General features: G+C 60.6%; 23 protein-coding genes. 7 read left to right on the forward strand and 16 right to left on the reverse strand.

Annotated features, from left to right (window positions below; genetic code table 11):
- The first annotated feature begins 137 nt into the window (after window positions 1-137).
- Complete coding sequence (locus QDT79_RS02085) at window positions 138-1,190, forward strand: NAD(P)-dependent alcohol dehydrogenase (RefSeq protein WP_063988540.1); 1,053 nt, start codon at window positions 138-140, stop codon at window positions 1,188-1,190.
- 31 nt (window positions 1,191-1,221) lie between these two features.
- Here the strand turns inward: QDT79_RS02085 and maa are convergent, their stop codons facing one another.
- The 5 genes from maa to QDT79_RS02110 form a co-directional block, all read right to left on the reverse strand.
- Entirely contained in the window at window positions 1,222-1,779 is a 558-nt protein-coding gene (maa, locus tag QDT79_RS02090) for a maltose O-acetyltransferase (protein WP_308316159.1), read from the reverse strand.
- Between the two features lie 152 nt (window positions 1,780-1,931).
- The gene (locus tag QDT79_RS02095; protein ID WP_038874311.1) at window positions 1,932-2,285 is read right to left on the reverse strand and encodes an MmcQ/YjbR family DNA-binding protein; all 354 of its coding nucleotides are present in this window, start codon (window positions 2,283-2,285) and stop codon (window positions 1,932-1,934) included.
- Between the two features lie 4 nt (window positions 2,286-2,289).
- Window positions 2,290-2,706, reverse strand: coding sequence for a secondary thiamine-phosphate synthase enzyme YjbQ (locus QDT79_RS02100; RefSeq protein ID WP_308316160.1), 417 nt, complete (start codon window positions 2,704-2,706; stop codon window positions 2,290-2,292).
- A 126-nt stretch (window positions 2,707-2,832) separates the two neighbouring features.
- Window positions 2,833-4,026, reverse strand: a complete 1,194-nt coding sequence (locus QDT79_RS02105; protein WP_049195296.1) for an amino acid aminotransferase — start codon at window positions 4,024-4,026, stop codon at window positions 2,833-2,835.
- Between the two features lie 82 nt (window positions 4,027-4,108).
- A complete protein-coding gene (locus QDT79_RS02110) occupies window positions 4,109-4,576 on the reverse strand; it encodes an Lrp/AsnC family transcriptional regulator (protein ID WP_060443918.1) in 468 nt (155 codons plus the stop codon).
- A 215-nt stretch (window positions 4,577-4,791) separates the two neighbouring features.
- On the opposite strand from QDT79_RS02110, the gene QDT79_RS02115 reads away from it, so the two are divergent.
- On the forward strand, window positions 4,792-5,559 hold the full coding sequence (locus QDT79_RS02115; protein WP_308316161.1) for a transporter substrate-binding domain-containing protein: 768 nt from the start codon (window positions 4,792-4,794) through the stop codon (window positions 5,557-5,559).
- Between the two features lie 42 nt (window positions 5,560-5,601).
- On the opposite strand, the gene alr is transcribed toward QDT79_RS02115, so the two are convergent.
- On the reverse strand, window positions 5,602-6,681 hold the full coding sequence (gene alr, locus QDT79_RS02120; RefSeq protein WP_308316162.1) for an alanine racemase: 1,080 nt from the start codon (window positions 6,679-6,681) through the stop codon (window positions 5,602-5,604).
- Between the two features lie 17 nt (window positions 6,682-6,698).
- A complete protein-coding gene (dnaB, locus tag QDT79_RS02125; RefSeq protein ID WP_063988535.1) occupies window positions 6,699-8,123 on the reverse strand; it encodes a replicative DNA helicase in 1,425 nt (474 codons plus the stop codon).
- A gap of 167 nt (window positions 8,124-8,290) precedes the next feature.
- Between dnaB and QDT79_RS02130 the strand changes: the two genes are divergently transcribed.
- The gene (locus QDT79_RS02130; protein ID WP_149559100.1) at window positions 8,291-9,274 is read left to right on the forward strand and encodes a quinone oxidoreductase; all 984 of its coding nucleotides are present in this window, start codon (window positions 8,291-8,293) and stop codon (window positions 9,272-9,274) included.
- A 299-nt stretch (window positions 9,275-9,573) separates the two neighbouring features.
- Here the strand turns inward: QDT79_RS02130 and pspG are convergent, their stop codons facing one another.
- Together pspG and dusA are read right to left on the reverse strand one after the other, a co-directional pair.
- Window positions 9,574-9,792 (reverse strand): envelope stress response protein PspG, encoded by a 219-nt coding sequence (pspG, locus tag QDT79_RS02135; protein ID WP_033644411.1) that lies wholly within the window; start codon window positions 9,790-9,792, stop codon window positions 9,574-9,576.
- A gap of 157 nt (window positions 9,793-9,949) precedes the next feature.
- Window positions 9,950-10,960: a tRNA dihydrouridine(20/20a) synthase DusA gene (gene dusA / locus QDT79_RS02140; RefSeq protein ID WP_063988533.1), complete on the reverse strand. Its 1,011-nt coding sequence runs from the start codon at window positions 10,958-10,960 to the stop codon at window positions 9,950-9,952.
- A gap of 202 nt (window positions 10,961-11,162) precedes the next feature.
- Between dusA and QDT79_RS02145 the strand changes: the two genes are divergently transcribed.
- Together QDT79_RS02145 and QDT79_RS02150 are read left to right on the forward strand one after the other, a co-directional pair.
- Window positions 11,163-11,696 carry a tetratricopeptide repeat protein gene (locus tag QDT79_RS02145; protein WP_308316163.1) on the forward strand — a complete coding sequence of 178 codons (534 nt, stop codon included), beginning with the start codon at window positions 11,163-11,165 and terminating at the stop codon, window positions 11,694-11,696.
- Window positions 11,697-11,714: 18 nt separating this feature from the next.
- Window positions 11,715-12,314 carry an RNA polymerase sigma factor gene (locus QDT79_RS02150; protein WP_308316164.1) on the forward strand — a complete coding sequence of 200 codons (600 nt, stop codon included), beginning with the start codon at window positions 11,715-11,717 and terminating at the stop codon, window positions 12,312-12,314.
- Here the strand turns inward: QDT79_RS02150 and QDT79_RS02155 are convergent.
- Window positions 12,295-12,867 carry a sugar O-acetyltransferase gene (locus QDT79_RS02155; RefSeq protein ID WP_063988532.1) on the reverse strand — a complete coding sequence of 191 codons (573 nt, stop codon included), beginning with the start codon at window positions 12,865-12,867 and terminating at the stop codon, window positions 12,295-12,297. The two genes, QDT79_RS02150 and QDT79_RS02155, sit on opposite strands and share 20 nt — an antisense overlap.
- Before the next feature lie 245 nt (window positions 12,868-13,112).
- On the opposite strand from QDT79_RS02155, the gene zur reads away from it, so the two are divergent.
- Window positions 13,113-13,625: a zinc uptake transcriptional repressor Zur gene (gene zur / locus QDT79_RS02160; RefSeq protein ID WP_015379223.1), complete on the forward strand. Its 513-nt coding sequence runs from the start codon at window positions 13,113-13,115 to the stop codon at window positions 13,623-13,625.
- A 102-nt stretch (window positions 13,626-13,727) separates the two neighbouring features.
- Here the strand turns inward: zur and QDT79_RS02165 are convergent, their stop codons facing one another.
- The 4 genes from QDT79_RS02165 to QDT79_RS02180 form a co-directional block, all read right to left on the reverse strand.
- Window positions 13,728-13,937, reverse strand: a complete 210-nt coding sequence (locus QDT79_RS02165) for a CsbD family protein (RefSeq protein ID WP_004936743.1) — start codon at window positions 13,935-13,937, stop codon at window positions 13,728-13,730.
- A gap of 315 nt (window positions 13,938-14,252) precedes the next feature.
- On the reverse strand, window positions 14,253-15,590 hold the full coding sequence (dinF, locus tag QDT79_RS02170) for an MATE family efflux transporter DinF (protein ID WP_308316165.1): 1,338 nt from the start codon (window positions 15,588-15,590) through the stop codon (window positions 14,253-14,255).
- A gap of 101 nt (window positions 15,591-15,691) precedes the next feature.
- The gene (gene lexA / locus QDT79_RS02175) at window positions 15,692-16,300 is read right to left on the reverse strand and encodes a transcriptional repressor LexA (protein ID WP_025160136.1); all 609 of its coding nucleotides are present in this window, start codon (window positions 16,298-16,300) and stop codon (window positions 15,692-15,694) included.
- A gap of 102 nt (window positions 16,301-16,402) precedes the next feature.
- Window positions 16,403-16,771, reverse strand: a complete 369-nt coding sequence (locus QDT79_RS02180) for a diacylglycerol kinase (protein ID WP_015379225.1) — start codon at window positions 16,769-16,771, stop codon at window positions 16,403-16,405.
- Window positions 16,772-16,919: 148 nt separating this feature from the next.
- Here QDT79_RS02180 and plsB point away from each other — a divergent pair, with 148 nt between their 5' ends.
- Window positions 16,920-19,385 carry a glycerol-3-phosphate 1-O-acyltransferase PlsB gene (plsB, locus tag QDT79_RS02185; protein ID WP_107227113.1) on the forward strand — a complete coding sequence of 822 codons (2,466 nt, stop codon included), beginning with the start codon at window positions 16,920-16,922 and terminating at the stop codon, window positions 19,383-19,385.
- Window positions 19,386-19,451: 66 nt separating this feature from the next.
- On the opposite strand, the gene ubiA is transcribed toward plsB, so the two are convergent.
- Together ubiA and ubiC are read right to left on the reverse strand one after the other, a co-directional pair.
- On the reverse strand, window positions 19,452-20,324 hold the full coding sequence (gene ubiA / locus QDT79_RS02190; protein ID WP_063988528.1) for a 4-hydroxybenzoate octaprenyltransferase: 873 nt from the start codon (window positions 20,322-20,324) through the stop codon (window positions 19,452-19,454).
- A gap of 17 nt (window positions 20,325-20,341) precedes the next feature.
- Window positions 20,342-20,857: a chorismate lyase gene (gene ubiC / locus QDT79_RS02195; RefSeq protein WP_060423780.1), complete on the reverse strand. Its 516-nt coding sequence runs from the start codon at window positions 20,855-20,857 to the stop codon at window positions 20,342-20,344.
- Between the last annotated feature and the right edge of the window lie 138 nt (window positions 20,858-20,995).

The following is a 20,995-nucleotide window of genomic DNA, read 5'->3' on the forward strand; positions in this document are numbered from 1 at the left end:
AGGCATTTCCCTCCGCGCTCACCGCTTTTATCATCAATGTTCCCTCGGCGGCCGCCCTGTCTGATTCAGGCCGCGTCTCACCGGCACTCCGCTGCCGGCCAAGCGTTGTCCCCCATACATTGATAACTGGAGCGACCATGAACATTACCCATGCCTATGCCGCGCATGATGCGAAGTCTGCGCTGGTGCCTTTCGATTACCCACCGCGCGCCCTGCGCGACCACGATGTGCAAATTCAGGTGCTGTTCTGCGGCGTGTGCCATTCGGACCTGCATCAGGCACGCAACGAATGGAGCAATACGATTTATCCGGTGGTGCCAGGCCACGAAATCGTCGGCCGCGTTAGCGCCGTCGGTGGCCATGTCTCGCGTTACCGGGTCGGCGATCTGGTCGGCGTCGGCTGCATGGTGGATTCCTGCCGCAGCTGCCCGAGCTGCGATGAGGGGCTGGAACAGTATTGCGAGAACGGCTTTACCGGTACCTATAACGGTCAGGACCGCCAGACCGGCGCCGTGACCTACGGCGGCTACTCCACCAATCTGGTGGTGGATCAGGACTTCGTGCTGCGAGTGCCGGAAAATCTCGATCCGGCCGGGGTCGCGCCGCTGCTGTGCGCCGGTATCACCACCTATTCGCCGCTGCGCCAGTGGGGCGCGGGACCGGGCAAAAAGGTCGGCATCGTCGGCCTCGGCGGGCTGGGGCACATGGGCGTCAAACTGGCGCGGGCGATGGGCGCGCACGTGGTGCTGTTCACCACCTCGCCGTCGAAAATCGAAGACGCCAAGCGCCTCGGCGCCCATGAAGTGGTAATTTCGCGCAACCCGGAGGAGATGGCGCAGCACGTCAACAGCTTCGACTTCATCCTCAACACAGTGGCGGCTCAGCACGATCTGAATCCGTTCCTCAACTTGCTGCGCCGCGACGGCACCCTGACGCTGGTCGGCGCGCCGGAACACGATCACCCGTCGCCGCAGGTGTTCAACCTGATCATGAAGCGCCGCCGCATCGCCGGTTCGCTGATCGGCGGCATCGCGGAAACGCAAGAGATGCTGGACTTCTGCGGCCAACACGGCATCACATCGGATATCGAGCTGATCCCGATGCAGCAAATTAATGAAGCCTATGAACGCATGCTGAAAAGCGACGTGAAGTACCGCTTCGTGGTGGATATCGACTCGCTGCGAGCCTGATGACAACGGGCGCCCGACGGCGCCCGTTTTTTTATAGCTGCTTGATGATCCTGGCCGGGTTGCCGCCCACCACGCAGTTGGCCGGCACGTCTTTGATCACCACCGCGCCGGAGGCCACGACCGCATTATCGCCGATGGTCACCCCCGGATTGATCACCGCGCGCCCGCCGATCCACACGTTGTCGCCAATCCTGACCGGCTTGCCGAACTCCGCGCCGCCGACGCGTGTCTCAGCGTCCAGCGGATGGGTCGCGGTGTAAATATGCACGCCCGGCGCCAACAGGCAATTGTCGCCGATATGCACCTCGCATACGTCGAGGATCACGCAGTCGAAATTGGCGTAGAAATTCTTGCCCAGATAGATGTTATAGCCGTAGTCGCAGCGGAAGGTCGGCTCGATGGTACCGCCCTGATAGCCGCCCAGCAGCTCACCCAGCCACTGTTTGCGCAGCTCGCCCTCTTCCGGCGAGGAGTGGTTATAGCGATGCGTTAGCTGGCGCGCGCGCCGACGTTCGCTGCGCAGCAGGTCATCGCCGGCGTCGTACAGTTCTCCGGCGATCATCTTGCGCTTTTCTTCGCTGATGGCCATATCGGCCTCCTTAATTTTACCCGCGTTTCTTGAATGCCCAAGCGTAGCTGTTTTAGTGCGGCAATAAAAAGGGAACGTTCCCAACTTAAAACCGCGATCACGCTTTGACACGAAAAAACAGGAGAAAAACGGGCGGTGGCGCCGCCCGGCAATCAGGCGCGCAGTTCCTGGCGCACGTGTTCGGGCAGGCCTTCCACCACCAGCTGATAGGAGCTGTCGATCAGCGTGTAAAACTGCGAGTTCGGTAGGTTGCCGTCGAGAAACACCGTGTTCCAGTGCGCCTTGTTCAGGCCGGCGCAGGCGACGATCTCAGGATGGTGTTCACGCAGGCTTTCCGCCAGCTCCGGGCTGGACTTGACCGCCAGCGCCGGCCGCCCTTCGACCTCGCACACCATGGCGAACATTACGTCGCCCACCTTGATCTGACTGGCCTGCCACTGGTTCTGGTCGCTTTGCTCCGCGCCCGGCTTCGCCATGCAGTACTCCAGCAATGCGCTGTTATTCATTGGGTTATTCCCCCTGTAATGTGGCCACAATACGGCGTGCTCCGCCGTGGATGCGGTGCTCCCCCAGCCAGATGCCCTGCCATGTGCCCAGCATCAGCCGCCCGTGCCTGACGGACAGCGTCAAGGACGCGCCCAGCAGCGAGGATTTGATGTGCGCCGGCATGTCGTCCGGCCCTTCGTAGTCATGCTGATAGGGTGCGTGTTCCGGCACCTGACGCAGGAAATGCTGCTCCATATCGGCTCGCACCGTGGGATCGCAGTTCTCGTTGAGCGTCAGCGAGGCCGAGGTATGCTGCAGCAACAGATGCAGCAAGCCGGTTTGCAGGCGATGTAAGTGGGTTAACTGGTTGACGATCTCGTCGGTAACCAGATGAAAGCCACGCGCTTTTGCGCTGAGGATTAGCGTTTGCTGATGCCACATGAGTGAGCGCCCCACAATCAGTATATTCTCTCTCCGGTTTGCAGCAACTTCGGCGGCGCGCCGGCAATAAAAAAGGAGCGATATCGCTATCGCTCCCCGATGAACGTCCGTTCAGACTAACAGGCGTTACTGCACCGCGGCAAACGCCTCGGCCACCTGACGCACGTTGTTGTGGTTCAGGCCGGCCACGCACATGCGGCCGCTGTGGATCAGGTAGACACCGAACTCTTCACGCAGGCGATCGACCTGCGCCGCGCTGAAGCCGGTGTAGCTGAACATGCCGCGCTGCGCCAGCAGGTAATCGAAGTTGCGCTGCGGCAGCGCGCTCTTCAGGGTGTCCACCAGCGCGTGACGCATCTCGAGAATGCGGGTGCGCATGCTCTCCACTTCGTCCAGCCATTGGGTTTTCAACTGGGCGTCGTTCAGCACCTTGGCCACCAGCTGCGCGCCGAAATTCGGCGGGCTCGAGTAGTTGCGGCGCACGGTGGCCTTCAGCTGGCCCAGCACGCGCCCGGCCGCCTCTTCGCTTTCGCACACCACCGACAGGCCGCCGACGCGCTCGCCGTACAGCGAGAAGATCTTCGAGAACGAGTTGCTCACCAGGCACGGCAGGCCGGCCGCCGCGATGGCGCGAATGGCGTAGGCGTCTTGCTCCATGCCGCCGCCGAAGCCCTGATAGGCGATGTCGAGGAACGGAATGATTTCACGCTCGGCGATCACCTTGACCACCTCATCCCACTGGGCAGGGGTCAGGTCGGAACCGGTCGGGTTGTGGCAGCACGGGTGCAGCAGCGCGATGCTGTGCTTCGGCAGCTGTTTCAGCGCAGCGAGCATGGCGTCGAACTTCACGCCCAGGCTTTCGCTGTCGAAATACGGGTAGGTATTCACCTTGAAACCGGCGCCGCTGAAGATGGCGACGTGATTTTCCCAGGTCGGATCGCTGACCCATACCTGCGAATCCGGGAAGTAGCTTTTCAGGAAGTCGGCGCCCACTTTCAACGCACCGGAACCGCCGACGGTCTGAATGGTGGCGATGCGCCCCTGCTGCAGCATCGGATGCTGCGCGCCGAACAGCAGTTGCTGGATGGCGGAACGGTAAGGTTGCAGCCCTTCCATCGGCAGGTATACCGAGGCGCCGTGCTCGACGCTGTTCAACTGCGCTTGCGCCGCGGCGACCGCCCGCATCTGCGGGATGATGCCCTGCGCATCGTAGTACAGGCCGATACTCAGGTTCACCTTGTGCGCGCGCGGGTCTTGTTTGAATTTTTCCATCAGCGACAGAATAGGATCGCCGGCATAGGCGTCAACGTTCTGGAACACGGGGGTTTTCTCCTGGTTTGTTATGGTTTGGGCACAGCGTTACGTTCCTAATATAGACGGAAAACCGCATTCGGTTTTAGCTTTATCTCGCCACCGGCAACAAACCGTTTTCCTTGATGCGATTGAGCACCACCGCCGTTTTGATATGCGCCACGCTTTTGTGCGGCGACAGCGTCTGGCTGATGAACTCGCTCAGCGCCGGCAGGTCCGCCACTGCCACTTTCAGCAGGTAATCGGCGTCGCCGGTGGTCTTGTAAGCGTCAAGGATCGCGTCCACGTCCTCCAGCATCTGATGAAAGCTGTCGATCTGCTCCTGCGCGTGCGTGATCAGGCTCACTTCGATCAGCCCCACCAGCCCCAGGCCGACCGCCTCCGGCGCCAGCCGCGCATGGTAGCCGCGGATCAGCTGCGCCTGCTCCAGGCTGATGCGCCGCCGCGAACACTGGGAGGCAGAGAGCCCCACCAGCTCGCTCAGCTCCTGATTGGTCAGACGACCGTTGGCCTGTAACAGCGTCAGGATTTTCATATCAAAATCGTCAATGTTGTACATAGCCACCTGTAAACTGTGTTAATAAATGTTGACGTTACAGCCTACCAGTTTTTTTACCGTTGCCGACGTCACACCCTGGCGCTTAAATCGCGTACAGCAGCAACGCCCGGCGTTTTCGCCGGTAAGCGGCATAAAAAACGGCTAACTCATGCAAGCAAACGACAATTAACGGCGAAGTAACGCATAAAACCACGAATGTATAAAAAGGACGCCAGATGAAAAAGCTACTCCCCCTCGCGCTGCTGCTCGCCGCCGGCAACGCCGGCGCGCAATCCCACCTGGACAAGGTGCTGCAGCAAAAGACCCTGGAGGTCTGCACCACCGGCGACTACAAGCCCTATACCTTCCTCAAGGAAGACGGCAGCTATGAAGGCATCGACATCGACATGGCGGAATCGCTGGCCAAGAGCCTGGGCGCGAAAGTGAAGTGGGTGAAGACCAGCTGGAAAACTCTGACGCCGGACTTCGTCGGCGGCAAGTGCGACATTGCGATGGGCGGCATCTCCGTCACATTGGAGCGGCAAAAGCAGGTGTTCTTCGCCGACAAGCTGGATACCGACGGCAAAATCCCGCTGGTGCGCTGCACCGACGTGAAGAAATACCGCACTCTCGAGCAGATCAACAAGCCGTCGGTGCGTCTGTTGGAACCGGCGGGCGGCACCAACGAAGCCTTCGTGCACGCCTATCTGCCGAAGGCCAAGCTGACGCTCACGCACGACAACATGAGCATTTTCCAGCAGTTGGTGGATCGCAAGGCGGACGTGATGATCACCGACGCCTCCGAGGCGCTGTACCAGCAGAAGCGCTATCCGAAGCTGTGCGCGGTGAATCCGACCAAGCCGATGCAGTACGGCGAGAAGGCCTACATGCTGCCGCGCGACGATCTGAGCTGGAAACTGTATGTCGATCAGTGGCTGCACCTGGCCAAGGCGACCGGCGAGTATCAGAAGATTATCGACAAGTGGTTGGCGGTAAAGAAGTAACGCGCTGAGAAACGGGCCGCCGCGCGTCGGCCCTGCTGTGTATCAGTCGCCGATGTATTCCATCGCCACGCGCTGCGTGAGCTTGGTGATCAGTTCGTAAGCGCTGATGCCGGTGCAGGCGGCGATGCGCTCGACCGGCAGCGCCTGGCCCCACAGCACCGCTTCATCCCCCACCTTATCGGCGGCGTCCGGCCCGAGATCGACCGAAATCATGTCCATCGACACCCGGCCGACAATCGGCACTTCGCGGCCGTTGATCAGGATCGGCGTACCGGTCGGCGCGCTGCGCGGGTAGCCGTCGCCGTACCCCATCGCCACTACGCCCAGCCGGGTATCGCGCGGGCTTACCCAGGTGCCGCCGTAGCCGACCGCTTCGCCGGCCTGGTGCTCGCGCACCGCGATCAGGCTGGACTTCAGCGTCATCGCCGGCTGCAGCCCATGCTCGGCGCCGCTGCCGTTATCCAGCGGCGACACGCCGTACAAAATGATGCCGGGACGCACCCACTCGTTGTGGGCATCCGGCCACAGCAGCGTGCCGCCGGACGCGGCGACCGAGCGCTGGCCCGGTTTGCCGCGCGCGAACTGCTCGAAGCAGGCGATTTGTTTCAGGGTGGCGTCGGACTCCGGCTCATCGGCGCGGCTGAAGTGACTCATGATATTGACCGGCTGCGCCACGTTGCGGCAGGCGCACAGGCGCTGATAAAACGCCTCCGCCTGTTCGGGACGCACTCCCAGCCGATGCATGCCGGTATCGAGCTTCATCCACACCGGCACCGGGCGCGCCAGCTCGGCCTGTTCCAGCGCTTCGAGCTGCTCGATGCAGTGCACCGCAGTTTCGATGTTGTTCGCCACCAGCACCGGCAGGTCTTCGGCACAGAAGAAGCCTTCCAGCAGCAGGATCGGTTTGACGATGCCGCCGGAGCGCAGCATCAGCGCCTCGCCGATGCGCGCCACGCCGTAGCAGTCGGCGTCTTGCAGGGTGTGGGCTGTTTCCAGCAGGCCATGTCCATAAGCGTTTGCTTTCACAACGGCAATCAGGCGGCTTTGCGGCGCCTGGCGGCGCACCTGTTGCAGATTATGTCGCAGAGCGCGGCGGTCGATTACAGCGGTTGCCGCTTTCATTTCAGTTCCTTAGCTGATTATTCGTCATCGTATTGTGGCCCCGCGTAGTTATCGAAACGCGACCACTGGCCGTTAAAGGTAAGGCGCACGGTGCCGATCGGGCCGTTACGCTGCTTACCGATAATAATTTCCGCGATCCCTTTCAGATCGCTGTTCTCGTGATACACCTCATCACGATAGATGAACATAATCAGGTCGGCATCCTGCTCGATAGAGCCGGATTCACGCAGGTCGGAGTTGACCGGGCGCTTATCGGCACGCTGCTCCAGGCTTCGGTTCAGCTGCGACAGCGCCACCACCGGCACCTGCAGCTCTTTCGCCAGCGCCTTCAGCGAGCGCGAAATCTCGGCGATCTCCAGCGTACGGTTGTCGGACAGGGCCGGCACGCGCATCAGCTGCAGGTAGTCGATCATGATGAGGCTAAGCCCATCGTGCTCGCGGAAAATGCGCCGCGCGCGCGAGCGCACTTCGGTCGGCGTCAGGCCGGAGGAGTCGTCGATGTACATGTTGCGCTTCTCCAGCAGGATACCCATGGTGCTGGAAATGCGCGCCCAGTCCTCGTCATCGAGCTGGCCGGTACGGATGCGCGTCTGATCCACGCGCGACAGCGACGCCAGCATACGCATCATGATCTGCTCGCCGGGCATCTCCAGGCTGAAGATCAGCACCGGTTTTTCCTGGGTCATCGCGGCGTTTTCGCACAGGTTCATGGCGAAGGTGGTTTTCCCCATCGATGGACGGGCGGCGACGATGATCAGGTCGGACTTTTGCATGCCCGCAGTTTTCTTGTTGAGGTCCTGATAGCCGGTATCGACCCCCGTCACACCGTCGTGCGGCTGCTGATACAGCTGCTCGATGCGCGACACGGTGTCTTCCAGGATGCGCTCGATGCCCTTCGGGCCTTCGTCTTTGCTGGCGCGGTTCTCGGCGATTTGGAATACGCGGGATTCCGCCAGATCGAGCAGGTCTTCGCTGCTGCGCCCCTGCGGATCGTAGCCGGCATCGGCGATCTCGTTAGCCACCGAGATCATTTCGCGCACCACTGCACGCTCGCGCACGATGTCGGCGTAGGCGCCGATGTTGGCGGCGCTCGGGGTATTTTTCGACAGCTCGGCCAGATAGGCGAAGCCGCCGACCGAGTCCAGTTCACCCTTCTGTTCGAGCGATTCAGACAGGGTGATGAGGTCGATAGGCTTGCTCATCTCCAGCAGACGCTGCATCTCGGTAAAGATCAGGCGGTGCGGGCGGCTGAAGAAGTCGTTGGCGACCACGCGCTCCGCCACGTTGTCCCAGCGCTCGTTATCCAGCATCAAACCGCCCAACACCGACTGTTCGGCCTCCAGCGAGTGCGGCGGCATCTTCAGCCCTTCCATCTGACGATCTCTGGAACGCTCTCTGATTTCGTCCGCGTTTGTTTTGTTGGTTGGTTTTTTTCCTGCCATGAAACGTAGTCTTTATCCGGTTGCGAATGAAGGATCTTGACGCGAGAGTATACGTGATTTTTGCGCCATAACCGATGCAAAAAAGGTATTGAACTCCGCACGGGTGAACTGGATCTCCGATACTAAAAAGAATAGGGTGAAATCAGACACTCAAACGAGGTAACGATATGGCCAAGCGCATTCAGTTTTCCGCCACCGGCGGGCCGGAAGTCTTGCAATACGTTGATTTTACACCGCTCGATCCCGCCGCCGGCGAAGTGCAGATCGAAAACAAGGCGATCGGCATCAACTACATCGACACCTATGTGCGCAGCGGGCTGTACGCGCCGGCGAGCCTGCCGAGCGGGCTCGGCACCGAGGCGGCCGGCGTGGTGATCAAGGTCGGCGCCGGGGTCAGCGCGATCAAACCGGGTGACCGGGTGGTGTATGCGCAGTCATCGCTCGGCGCCTACAGCGAAGTCCACAACGTGCCGGAAGAAAAAGTGGCGCTGCTGCCGCACAATCTCAGCTTTGAGCAGGGCGCCGCTTCTTTCCTCAAAGGGCTGACGGTGCACTACCTGCTGCGCCAGACCCACGACGTACAACCGGGTGAAGTGTTCCTGTTCCATGCCGCCGCCGGCGGGGTTGGGCTGATCGCCTGCCAATGGGCCAAAGCGCTGGGCGCGCGCCTGATCGGCAGCGTCGGCTCCGACGAGAAGGCCGCGCTGGCGAAACAGGCCGGCGCCTGGGCCACCATCAACTACCACAACGAGGATATCGCCCAGCGGGTGGCCGAGCTGACGCACGGCGAGAAGGTCGGCGTGGTATACGATTCGGTGGGGCAAAGTACCTGGCAGGCCTCGCTCAACAGCCTGAAACGCCGCGGCCTGATGGTCAGCTTCGGCAACGCCTCCGGCCCGGTGACCGGCGTCGATCTGGCGCTGCTCAACCAGAAAGGATCGCTGTACGTCACCCGCCCTTCCCTTAACGGCTACATCACCAACCGCGCCGAGCTGCAGTACGCCAGCAACGAGCTGTTCTCACTGATCGGCAGCGGCGCCATTCGGGTGGAGGTGAGGGACGAGCAGAAATTTGCGCTGGCCGACGCCCAGCGGGCGCACCAGGTGCTGGAAAGCCGCAGCACCAGCGGCTCCAGCCTGCTGATCCCCTGATCGCGGCAAAAGAAAAGGGCTCCTTACGGAGCCCTTTCTGTACTGCGTTTTGTAGGGGTAGAGCAGAGTCCGCCAGAGACCGGGGGTTGCTTTAGCAACACGAATTTTGGTTGTCTCTCACGGTGATGAAATTGGTCGCATCACTGCATCGACAAACATCCTAACAGCCCCGTCCGGCAAAAAACACGCTTTATGTGCCACATCGCCGGGTAAAACTGCCAAGCTGTGATCGCTGCCGCATTAGCGGGGCGGGCAGTTATGCAAGTTTCATCGCGAATGATTGATTATTCAGCAAAAAATCAGTAACGCCTGATCTGTGGTTTCTGCATCGAACGGTAAATCCATACCCCGACCACCGCCAAAATCAACCACGGCAGCAGCTTGATGACCACCGCGAACAACCCGCCCAACAGCATAAACGCCGCCGCCACCAACAGCGCAGCGAAGATCCCCAGCAGCGAGATGCCGGTCACCATCAGCATCACCACAAAGCCAATGAGAAAGAAGATTTCCAACATGATTGCTCCTTTGCAACTCAACGTATCTGCAGAGTGGATTACAAGAAGCGTGCCAGAATGACGAAAGGGCTAACCTATTGAAAAGAGGGGACAGGCATCCGGCAATGCGCCGAATACCTGGCGAAAAAGACTAACTGTTGGTCAAACTTTTTGTGAGTTACGCCATTTCGACACGCGGCTGACGCACCAGCGCCAGCGCCTGCTCCACCACCCGCGCATCGGCGCCCGGCTTGTGGGCGTTCTCGCTCAGGTGGCGACGCCACTGGCGCGCGCCCGGCACGCCCTGGAACAAACCGAGGATGTGGCGGGTGATGTGGCCGAGATAGGTGCCGTTGGACAGCTCGCGCTCGATATACGGATACAGCGCTTCAACGATCGCCACGCTGTCCGGCACTGCGGTCTGCGCGCCGAACAGTTCGCTGTCGACCCGTGCCAGGATGCCCGGATTCTGGTACGCCTCGCGCCCCATCATCACGCCGTCCAGATGCTGCAGGTGCTGCTGCGCCTCTTCCAGCGTTTTCACTCCGCCGTTGATGGCGATGGTCAGCGCCGGAAAATCCCGCTTCAGCTGATAAACGCGCGGATAGTCCAGCGGCGGCACTTCGCGGTTTTCTTTCGGGCTGAGGCCTGAGAGCCAGGCCTTGCGCGCGTGGATGGTGAACATATCGCACTCGCCGCGCCCGGCGACGGTTTGGATAAAGTCGCACAGGAAGGCGTAGCTGTCCTGATCGTCGATGCCAATGCGGGTCTTCACCGTCACCGGGATCGACACCACGTCGCGCATCGCCTTGATGCAGTCGGCGACCAGCGTCGCCTGCCCCATCAGACAGGCGCCGAACATGCCGTTTTGCACGCGATCGGATGGGCAGCCAACGTTGAGGTTAATCTCGTCGTAACCGCGCTGCTCCGCCAGTTTGGCGCAGTGCGCCAGCGCGGCCGGATCGCTGCCGCCCAGCTGCAGCGCCACCGGATGCTCTTCTTCGCTGTAGGCCAGGTAGTCGCCCTTACCGTGAATGATCGCGCCGGTGGTCACCATTTCGGTGTACAGCAACGTTTCCTGGGTCAGCAGGCGGTGGAAGTAACGGCAATGACGATCGGTCCAGTCGAGCATCGGCGCGATGGAGAAACGATTGGCGGCGTAGGTTGGGGCGTGGTTGTCTTTCGTCATGCTGAGTTACTGGCTACCTGAGTCTGTCTGGGTTCAACGAACGGCGCGCGGCCGCAAACGGCTATTATAACGACAATCGGCGCCGTTGGGAAAACCGCCTTGCCGGTGGCGTAAATAAGCGGGAGTAAGGCGAATAAATTCACCCGTTCAAGTGTTATCTCGTTACGGGCGCGCACGGCGCCTCTGCCTGGAGGGCTCGACCATGAAAAACTTCGTTAAACGCCTGCTATCGTCGGTGATGGCCGGCTGTCTGCTGTTTTCCGGTGCGGCGCTGGCGATGGGTGGCGACGGCAGTAATCAAACTCCGCCGACCTGCCCGAAGGGCCAGGTCTACGACAGCAAAACCCAGACCTGCATGGTGGATAAAGGCGGCAGAGTCGGCGACGCCGACCGCACCAATTACGCCTATGCATTGGCAAAAAGCGGCCGCTATCAGGAAGCACTCGATGTGCTTAACACGCTGAAAGATCCCAACACCGCCGTTGCGCTGAATTATCGCGGCTACGCCACGCGCAAACTTGGCCGCACCGATGAGGGGATCGGCTATTATTTAAAATCAGTCGCCCTCGATCCGAAATACCCTAAAGTGCGCGAGTACTTGGGGGAAGCCTACATGCTGGAAGGCCGGCCCGATCTGGCGCGCCAGCAGCTGCAGGTGATTCAGTCGCTGTGCGGTACCGGATGCGAGGAGTACCGCGATCTGGCGGCGGCCATCGATCACCACCCGGAATCTTGATCCGACGCGCCTGCGGAGGTGACTATCAGCGGCGATACTATACGCGATGAACTCGGCCACTATCTCTCCCGCCTGTGGCGCTATGCGCTGGTGCTCTCGCACCGGCGGGATATCGCCGACGATCTGGTGCAGGCGACCTGCGTGCGTGCGCTGGAGCGCGCTGCGCAATTCACTCCCGGTTCACACCTGGATCGCTGGCTGTTTTCCATCTTGCACTCCATCTGGCTCAATGAAGTTCGCGCCCAGCATCTTCGCCAGGGGCAAGGCTGCATGGCGGCGGAAGAGCTGGGCGATGCGGACAACGGGGAACAGCCGGTCTGGCTCAATGAAGTGATGCGGCGCGTAAGCCGGTTGCCGGCGGCCCAGCGCAACGCGCTGTTTCTGGTGTATGTCGAAGGGCTGTCCTACCGGGAAGCGGCGAACGTGCTGGCGGTGCCGATTGGCACCGTCATGAGTCGTTTGGCGGCCGCACGTCTGGCTTTAGCCGATGACCGCCAGTTGCCCAACGACGGCGCACACCGCAAAGAGAGCCCCCCATCCCCTTGTCTCATACTCGCCGATAAACCGTTGGCCGCCTATCCGTACCCGCGCTTGCGCCCTATTCCAACGCGCGGATAATCCGGCACGGCTGCCCCAGCGCCAGCACATTGGCCGGGATGTCGCCGGTCACTATGCTGCCCGCACCGATAGTCGTGCCGTCGCCGATGGTCACTCCCGGCAAGATCACCACGTTACCGCCGATCCACACGTTGCTGCCGATGGACACTGGCTGCGCCGAGGTGCGGAAAGGAAAAGCCGGGTCACCGGTAAAGCGTTCACCGGCCTTCAGCGGATGACTCGGCGTGTAGATTTGCACGTTGGGGCCGATCAGCGTGTTGTCGCCGATGGTGATGGTATTGCAGTCGAGGAACACCGCATTGACGTTGATAAAACAGTTCTTGCCGATGCGGACATGCTGCCCGTAGTCGCACCAGAACGGTGTTTCGATCCAACTCGCCTCCCCCCAGGCGCCGAACAGCTCACCGAGCAGGCGGTTTTTCTCGTCCGCCTGATGCGAATCCAGCGCCCCCAGGCTTTTGGTCAACGCCCTGGCCCGATGGTACATAGCAATCAGTTCTTCATCGCGGCTGTTGTACTCCAGGCCGCTTAACAGCTTCTCTCTTTCCGTCATCACACAAGGCTCCTGCTCATCATGCGGGTGAAACGCGTTATACCGCTCTCGTCCGCTGCTCTCCAGCGCTAAAATCGGCAACGTTGATTTGCCGCCCGCCTGCGGGGAAAAGTTGTGATGCATCTCTCTTTTAGCGCACTCAGCGCGCCTTTCCCTGCGCAATCCTCAGGGGAAAAGGGGGCAACTCTCGGCGATTCGCCGTAATCATGGTAAAATCGGCTTTTTTACGTACCGGGATATTTGCGATGAACTCAACCACCCAGGAAAAGCTGCTGGCGCAGGCGGAACGCCTCTGCCAACAACGCAATGTGCGATTGACGCCGCAACGGCTGGAAGTGCTGCGTCTGATGACTCAGCAACCCGGTGCAATCAGCGCTTATGACCTGCTCGATCTGCTCCGCGTCGCCGAACCGCAGGCCAAGCCGCCGACGGTCTATCGCGCGCTGGATTTTCTGCTGGAACAAGGATTTATCCATAGAGTGGAGTCCGCCAACAGCTACGTGCTGTGTCACCATTTCGAACAGCCGATGCATACGTCCGCACTGTTTATCTGCGACCGCTGCGGCCAGGTGACCGAACGCACTACCGAAGGCGTAGAAGAAACGCTGCAGAAGCTGGCGCAGGAAGCCGGATTTGCGCTGCGGCACAGCGTGGTGGAAGCGCACGGCCTGTGCGCCGGCTGCGTGGAGGTTGAGGCGTGCGACAGCAAGCATGACTGCGCCGAACACGATCACAGCATCGCCATCAAGAAGAAGTAAGACGAAGTCAGGTACCTCCCTGTACCTGCGGCCGGGGCGCCAGAGGATGAGAGCGACGCCGGCCTGCGCTGGGCAAGCCGCCTTCAATGGCGGCCCTGCAAATTACCAGCGGTGTTTGGTGTGATCTTCCCAGGCTTTCACCTCTTTTTCGGCCGCCTCTTTCTGGTAACCGTAACGCTCCTGGATTTTGCCGACCAGCTGTTCGCGTTTCCCTTCGATGACTGTCAGATCGTCATCGGTCAGCTTGCCCCATTTTTCCTTCACTTTGCCTTTAAGCTGCTTCCAGTTACCGTCGGCTTGATCTTTATTCATAGTCTCTCCGTTAACCTGTGGTGAATCAGTGATCCCTGTCGCCGGCCGGGGTTAACCAGAAATTTTTCTGGCCTATACTCCCTTCACCTTAAGGAATATCGCTCCCATTCATTCGCCAGCCACATGATTCATTCTAGTTAAATATGGAAATAAAAAAGCCAAATGGCAGAATAAAAAACCATTAAGAAACAAAATAAAAACAAAAAACGCTAAAAAACAACAAGCTAACGCAAACATGCCAGGGTTGAAAACATGTAAGCAAACGTGAATAGAAATATAAATTAAATTAATAAATAACCCAGCACAGCGTCCGTTCTAGCGAGCGGTAAACCAGCTGCCGCGCACCTGATGGCGGTGCCAAATCCAGCCCAACGCCAGACCGCGCAGCGCCAGAAACACCGCCAGCGCCAGCCAGAGCCCGTGGTTGCCAAGCAGCGGCACGCTGAACAGCGCCAGACCGTATCCCGCCGCAGCCACCGCCATGCTGTTGCGCATCTCGGCACCGCGCGTGGCGCCGATAAACATGCCGTCCAGCAAATAGCACCACACCCCGACCAGCGGCAGAATGACCTGCCACGGCAAATAGTGGGCGGCCAACGCACGCAGCTCCGGCAAGGAGGTCAACGCCGCCACGATCTGTTGGCCGGTAACGGCATACGCCAGGCCAAAGGCCAACGCGACCAGCCCCGCCTGTCTGCAGGCCGCATGCCACACCTTGCGCAGTTGGCTGTCGTCCCGGGCACCGTAGGCGTGGCCCGAATGGGCCTCCACCGCATAAGCGAAGCCGTCGAGCGCATAGGCGGTGAACGTCAGCAGATTCATCAATACCGCATTGACCGCCACCACCTCGCTTCCCAGGCGAGCGCCGAAAATGGTCAGCGACGCAAAGCACAGTTGCAGCAACAGTGAACGCAGCATGATGTCGCGGTTGAGCGCCAGCAGACGACGCAGATCGCCACGCCAGGCCTGGCGCAGCATCGGCAGGGTAATACCGCGCAGGCGCATCACCCGCCACGCCAGCCACAGGCCGAGCAGCAGCGTGGCGTATTCGGCGATGGCGGTTGCCGCCGCTGCCCCCCGCACGTTCCAGCCCAGGCCCATCACCAGCCAGATATCCAGCACGATGTTCAGCAGGTTGCCGACGATCAGCAGGATCACCGGCGCGCGCACATACTGCACGCCGAGCAGCCAACCCAACAGCACCAGATTAGCCAGCGCCGCCGGGGCGCTCAGCCAGCGGATTTCAAGAAAACGCCGTGCCTGTTCCAGCACCTCGCCATCGCCACCGACGATCCGCAGCGCCAGTTCGATCAGCGGATACCGCAGCAGGACGATCGCCACCCCGACCAGCAGCGCCAGCACCAGCGGTTGCATAAAGGCGCGCGCCAGCGCCTGCGGGTTCTGTGCCCCCAGCGCCTGCGCCGCCAGACCGGTGGTGCTCATGCGCAGGAACAACAGCAGCATGAACAGGAAGCTGGTCGCCACCGCGCCGATCGCGACGCCCCCCAGATAGATCGGGCTGTCGAGGTGGCCGATCACCGCAGTGTCCACCAACCCGAGCAGCGGTACGGTGATATTGGAAAAAATCATCGGCAGGGCCAGGCGCCACAGGGCTTTATCGGTGTCGCTGGTGAAGGCGGAAATCAAGCGCATGATGAGACGTTCCCGTAGCAGTGGCGAAGGGCAAAATCAGAAACAAAAACGCCCCAGAACAGGGGCGATTGATACAAGAGGCGGCACTGAGGGGGCAGCGATTAAATCCAGTCGCCGTTGCGGATCACGCCGACCGCCAGCCCTTCGATAGTGAAATTCTGCTGACGCAGATCGACCACAATCGGTTGGAATTCGTTGTTCTCCGGCAGCAGCTCGACCACGTTGCCGTGTTTTTTCAGGCGCTTGACCGTCACTTCGTCTTCGATGCGCGCCACCACAACCTGGCCGTTGCGCACGTCTTGGGTTTTATGCACCGCCAGCAGATCGCCGTCCAGAATGCCGATGTCGCGCATCGACATGCCGTTCACCCGCAGCAGGAAATCGGCGCTCGGTTTAAACAGGGAAGGATCAACCTGGTAGTGCCCTTCGATGTGCTGCTGCGCCAGCAGCGGCTCGCCGGCGGCGACGCGGCCGATCAGCGGCAGCCCTTCTTCTTCTTCCATCAGCAGGCGGATACCGCGCGAGGCACCGGAGACGATTTCGATCACGCCTTTGCGTGCCAGCGCCTTCAGGTGTTCTTCGGCGGCGTTAGGCGAACGGAACCCCAGACGCATCGCGATCTCGGCACGCGTTGGCGGCATGCCCGTTTGCGAAATATGATCGCGAATCAGATCGTAGACCTCTTGCTGTCTGGTAGTTAGTGCTTTCATTCCGCCCCCTGTTTGTTTATACAGTCTTGCTGTGAGTATATACAGGTAAGCGCGGATTGGGAACCGAAGAATAAATAAAAATCAGTCAGTAGGCGCCTTTCGTCAGCCAAAATGCTGCCATAAGACCGTGCCCCAAACGAACAGCGCCAGCACGATCGCCAGTGACACCGCCGCCGATCCCATGTCCTTGGCCCGGCCGGACAGCTCGTGATGTTCGCTGCCGATCCGATCCACCACCGCCTCGATCGCGCTGTTCAGGATCTCGACGATCATCACCAGCGCTACCGATCCGATCAATAAAATGCGCGCTATCGCACCCACATCCAGCCAGACAGCCAGTATGATAGCCAGAAGGGTGACCACCAGTTCCTGGCGGAACGCCGCTTCGTGTTGCCAAGCGGCGGAAAGCCCTTTATAGGAATAGCCGGCGGCCTTGATGATGCGGGTCAGTCCGGTTGCTTGGTTTGCCATGTTTTCGTGCCTTTCTCAGAGGTCGGTCATAATAAAAAGAGTCTAGAACAGTCCGCGCTGACGGCTCTCGGTTTTCGAACACCACAGATCTGCTACCCGGTTTCTGGTATGCTTGCGGCGCATTGCTAACAAGAGGCTTCACGTTGTTATGTCAGGTTGGCGTAAAATTTATTATAAAATATTGAATTTACCACTTAAATTGTTGGTAAGAAGTAAGGTCATCCCTTCAGATCCGGTTACCGAGCTAGGGTTGGATCCCTCACGGCCGATTCTGTATGTTTTACCTTACAATTCCAAGGCGGATTTGCTGACGCTGCGCACCCAGTGCCTGGCGCAGGATCTGCCCGATCCGCTCAACTCGCTGGAGATCGACGGCACCGTGCTGCCGAGCTACGTGTTCATTCACGACGGCCCGCGCGTGTTCCGCTATTACACCCCGAAAGAAGAGTCGGTAAAGCTGTTCCACGACTATCTGGATCTGCATCGCAGCAATCCGGATCTCGACATTCAGATGCTGCCGGTTTCGGTGATGTTCGGCCGCTCGCCGGGCCGCGAAGGCCACGGCACGCCGCACCTGCGTCTGTTGAATGGCGTGCAGAAATTCTTCGCCGTGCTGTGGCTCGGCCGCGACAGCTTCGTGCGTTTCTCCAACACCGTTTCGCTGCGCCGCATGGCCACCGAGCACGGCACGGATAAAACCATCGCGCAGAAACTGGCGCGCGTGGCGCGCATGCACTTCTCGCGTCAGCGCCTGGCCGCGGTAGGCCCGAGCCTGCCGGCCCGTCAGGATCTGTTCAACAAGCTGTTGGCGTCCAAAGCGATCGAAAAAGCGGTCGAGGACGAGGCCCGCAGCAAGAAGATCTCGCACGAGAAAGCCCAGCAGAACGCCATCGCGCTGATGGAAGAGATCGCCGCCGATTTCTCCTACGAAACCGTGCGCCTGTCCGACCGCGTGCTGAGCTGGACCTGGAACCGGTTGTATCAGGGCATCAACGTCACCAACGCCGAGCGCGTGCGCCAACTGGCGCAGGACGGCCACGAGATCGTCTACGTGCCCTGCCACCGCAGCCACATGGACTATCTGCTGCTGTCCTACGTGTTGTATCACCAGGGCCTGGTGCCGCCACACATCGCCGCCGGCATCAACCTCAACTTCTGGCCGGCCGGCCCGATCTTCCGTCGCCTGGGCGCGTTCTTCATCCGCCGCACCTTCAAGGGCAACAAGCTCTACTCGACGGTGTTCCGCGAATACCTCGGCGAGCTGTTCACCCGCGGTTACTCGGTGGAATACTTCGTGGAAGGCGGCCGTTCCCGCACCGGGCGCCTGCTGGAACCGAAGACCGGCACCCTGTCGATGACCATCCAGGCGATGCTGCGCGGCGGCACCCGTCCGATCACGCTGGTGCCGATCTACATCGGTTACGAGCACGTGATGGAAGTGGGCACCTATGCCAAAGAGCTGCGTGGCGCCACCAAGGAAAAAGAGAGCCTGCTGCAAATGCTGCGCGGCCTGCGCAAGCTGCGCAATCTGGGCCAGGGTTACGTCAACTTCGGCGAACCGCTGCCATTGACGGCTTACCTCAACCAGAACGTGCCGCAGTGGCGCGAGTCGATCGATCCGATCGAAGCCCAGCGCCCAAGCTGGCTGACGCCGACGGTCAACGATCTGGCCGGCCAGATCATGGTGCGTATCAACAACGCCGCCGCGGCCAACGCCATGAACCTGTGTTCCACCGCGCTGCTGGCCTCGCGCCAGCGTTCGCTGACCCGCGAACAGCTGGTCGAACAGCTGGAGTGCTACCTGCAGCTGATGCGCAATGCGCCTTACGCGCGTGACGTCACCGTGCCGACGCAAACGCCGGACGAGCTGCTGGATCACGCGCTGAACATGAACAAGTTCGAGGTGGAAAAGGACAACATCGGCGACATCATCATCCTGCCGCGTGAGCAGGCGGTGCTGATGACCTATTACCGTAACAACATCCACCACCTGCTGGTGCTGCCGTCGCTGATCGCCAGCATCGTAATGCATCACCGCCGGGTGTCGCGCGCCGAGCTGCTGCGCCAAATCGGCATGATCTATCCGATGCTGAAAGCCGAGCTGTTCCTGCATAACGACAAGGAACAGCTGCCGGAGGTGCTGCGGCCGATGATTGACGAGCTGATCCGTCAACAGTTGATCTGCGACAAAGGCGACGAGCTGGTGCTGAACCCGGCGCGCATTCGCCCGCTGCAGCTGCTGGCCGCCGGGGTGCGCGAAACCCTGCAACGCTACGCCATCACCATGTCGATCCTCAGCGCTAACCCGAGCATCAACCGCGGCGCGCTGGAGAAAGAGAGCCGCATCATGGCGCAACGTCTGTCGGTGCTGCACGGCATCAACGCGCCGGAGTTCTTCGACAAGGCGGTGTTCTCCACCCTGGTGGCGACGCTGCGCGAAGAAGGCTATATCAACGACAGCGGCGATGCGATCCGCGAGCACACCCTCGAGGTGTACAACATGCTGAGCGATCTGATCACGCCGGAAATCAAGCTGACCATCGAAAGCGTCAACATGCCGGAAGAGACCAACGTCCTGCCGCAGGCCGATGCGGAAGAAGAGCAAGACGAGTGATTTCACCCGGCGCGGAAATACAAAAGGCACCCCACGGGGTGCCTTTTTTCTTGCGAAGAGGAATCGTTACGCCGGCAGATAGCTCAGCGCGATGCCGATAAATACCACCAGCCCGACATAGTTGTTCTGCAGGAAGGCCTTGAAACAGGCCTCGCGCTCGCGGCCGGCGATCTGTTTCTGCTGGTGAATGAACAGCGCGCCCGCCAGCAGCAGCGACCAGTAAAACGCCCCGCCGAGCTGCGCCAGATAACCGACCCACACCAGCAGCAGCAGCGTCGCGAACTGCAGCAACCCGACGATCAGCTTGTCATAACGGCCGAACAGGATAGCGGTGGATTTGATGCCGATCTTCAGGTCATCGTCACGATCGACCATCGCATACAGCGTGTCGTAGGCCACCGTCCAGCAGATGTTGGCCAGCAGCAGCAGCCAGCAGCTGAGCGGCAGCGATTCGCTGACCGCCGCATAACCCATCGGAATGCCCCAGCCGAACGCGGCGCCCAGCACGAACTGCGGCAGGTTGGTCACCCGCTTCATGAACGGATACATCCAGGCCAGCGCCAGCGCCGCCAGCGACAGCCAGATGGTCATCGCATTGAGCGTCAACACCAGGCAGAACGAGATCAGCACCAGCACCACGAACAGCACCTTGGCCTCTTTCGCGCTCACCCGGCCGCTCGGCATCGGCCGCCCGGCGGTGCGTTTCACGTAGCCGTCCACCGCGCGATCGGCGTAGTCATTCACTACGCAGCCGGCGGCGCGCATCAGGAACACGCCGAGCACGAACACCAACAAAATCGACAGCGGCGGCACGCCTTTCCCGGCCAGCCACAGCGCCCACAGCGTCGGCCACAGCAGCAACAGCGTGCCGATCGGTTTATCAATGCGCATCAAATGGCTGTAAGCCCGCCATTTACTTTGAGTCACGCTTCCCTCCAAGGTCTTGCTCTCCTCTCTTATGCAGGAACCGCTGAATACAGCGGTGAAGCCGGTAAAAACAGTTCGGTCAGCAACAGCGGTTTGCCCGCCAGCCGCAGCCGTGAACGGCGCGCCCACAGCGCGTCCTGTCGGCCGATATGGATATAGTCGCGGGTCAGCTCGCCGCTGCTGAACAGGTAGCGCCCCAGCGGCAGCGTGCCCAGATCCACCAGCGCCTGGTCGGGGCCGGTCAGCGTATTTTCCGGGATCACCGTGCGCCCCAGCAGCCAGGGCTGGTTGTCGCCCAGCAGCACCACTTCGCGCAGCCAATAGCGTGGGCTGTCGGGCAGGTGATTCGCCTCATCGCCCAACGCCTCGCGCGTGACGAAACATTCGCGCTGCGGTTCGACGCGCACCTGGGCGCAATGGCGTTCAAATCGGCGGGTCATGGAGCCTAACTCCATCAGCCAGTCGCTGACGGCGGCGGGCGCCGGAGGATCCTGTTCGGACAACCACTCCAGCGGCGGCAGGATGGAATCCCTGATGCCAGACATTGCTTTACTCCTCGCCTGAGCCGCGACCGGTACGGCGCGACAGACGATACAAACTGTTAACAGGCCCCCATTGTAGCGCAGAAATACGAAAGCGGCAGGCTGATTCGTGGCGAAAACGGCGGTGGCTTCCGCCGGAAA

Source organism: Serratia marcescens (genome assembly GCF_029846115.1).
Lineage (GTDB): Bacteria > Pseudomonadota > Gammaproteobacteria > Enterobacterales > Enterobacteriaceae > Serratia > Serratia marcescens_L.